Annotated in this window: 1 protein-coding gene and 1 pseudogene; both read right to left on the reverse strand. The window is 48.4% G+C overall.

What is annotated here, in order from left to right; all coding sequences use genetic code 11:
* Positions 1–165, reverse strand: a pseudogene (locus FHL16_RS34675) (copper homeostasis membrane protein CopD); the annotation flags it as partial.
* A gap of 3 nt (positions 166–168) precedes the next feature.
* On the reverse strand, positions 169–552 hold the full coding sequence (gene copC / locus FHL16_RS33825; RefSeq protein WP_019821291.1) for a copper homeostasis periplasmic binding protein CopC: 384 nt from the start codon (positions 550–552) through the stop codon (positions 169–171).
* Between the last annotated feature and the right edge of the window lie 221 nt (positions 553–773).

Raw genomic sequence — 773 nt, forward strand, 5'->3', positions numbered from 1 at the left:
ACCTGCAACGGAAGTACCGTAAAGAAGCGACTCAAAATTCAAGACCGTGCCCGATACTCTTTCCTTTCCCCTGAGGCTGTACAAGCCGAAAATTGCCAATCCGAATAACAGCATCAGGTCGAAATAAAGAGCAAAGCGAACCACAATATTTATTGAGTCGCTCATAAATCATTTCACTTTAAATGAGAAGTTGCCGGTGATCGGGTGAGTGTCCGAGGAGACAGCACGCCATTCGACTTTGTAGGTACCGGTGGTCAGAGGTGCTGCCGGTGTAATCACCATCGTTTTCGGATCACCGCCACCAGCGACGGCGGCCTTAACACCCATTGGGGAGTTCGGCATGCCAGGCATATCGGTCATGATTAGTTTTGCACCGGAAAACTGAGTGGTGAGATTCTCAGAAAAGTGCAGTTCAATTTTCGAAGGGGCCGCCGCATTCGAGCCTTCTGCCGGAGTGGAAGAAAGGAGCTTTGGATGTGCTTGAGCAACTGCACTCAGAAGCAAACCAGCGGTAAGTGCAACAGCTACGGTCGTAGTTTTAAGGAATGACATGCAAGGCTCCTCACAGCAAGAGCTGTTGATTCGAGGTTTGTTTGGAATATCTAGTTTTTACTTTTCGATTCTTGTTAAAACCACTGATGATTAGCTAGTAGCCTCCGTGTTCTAGGTCAGGTTGAACACGAGAAACTCACTAGGCCCCAACGTCACAGTGCAAGAACACGATGCCACACGAACGCAAACTGTTCGATTACATTTCAGTCAGCTTGACGCGG

It is taken from the genome of Pseudomonas sp. FSL W5-0299 (assembly GCF_005930655.1).
GTDB lineage: Bacteria > Pseudomonadota > Gammaproteobacteria > Pseudomonadales > Pseudomonadaceae > Aquipseudomonas > Aquipseudomonas mandelii.

Excerpts from the sequence above, each read along its gene's own strand:
- copC (WP_019821291.1), bottom strand. The coding sequence starts at position 552 with ATGTCATTCCTTAAAACTACGACCGTAGCTGTTGCACTTACCGCTGGT.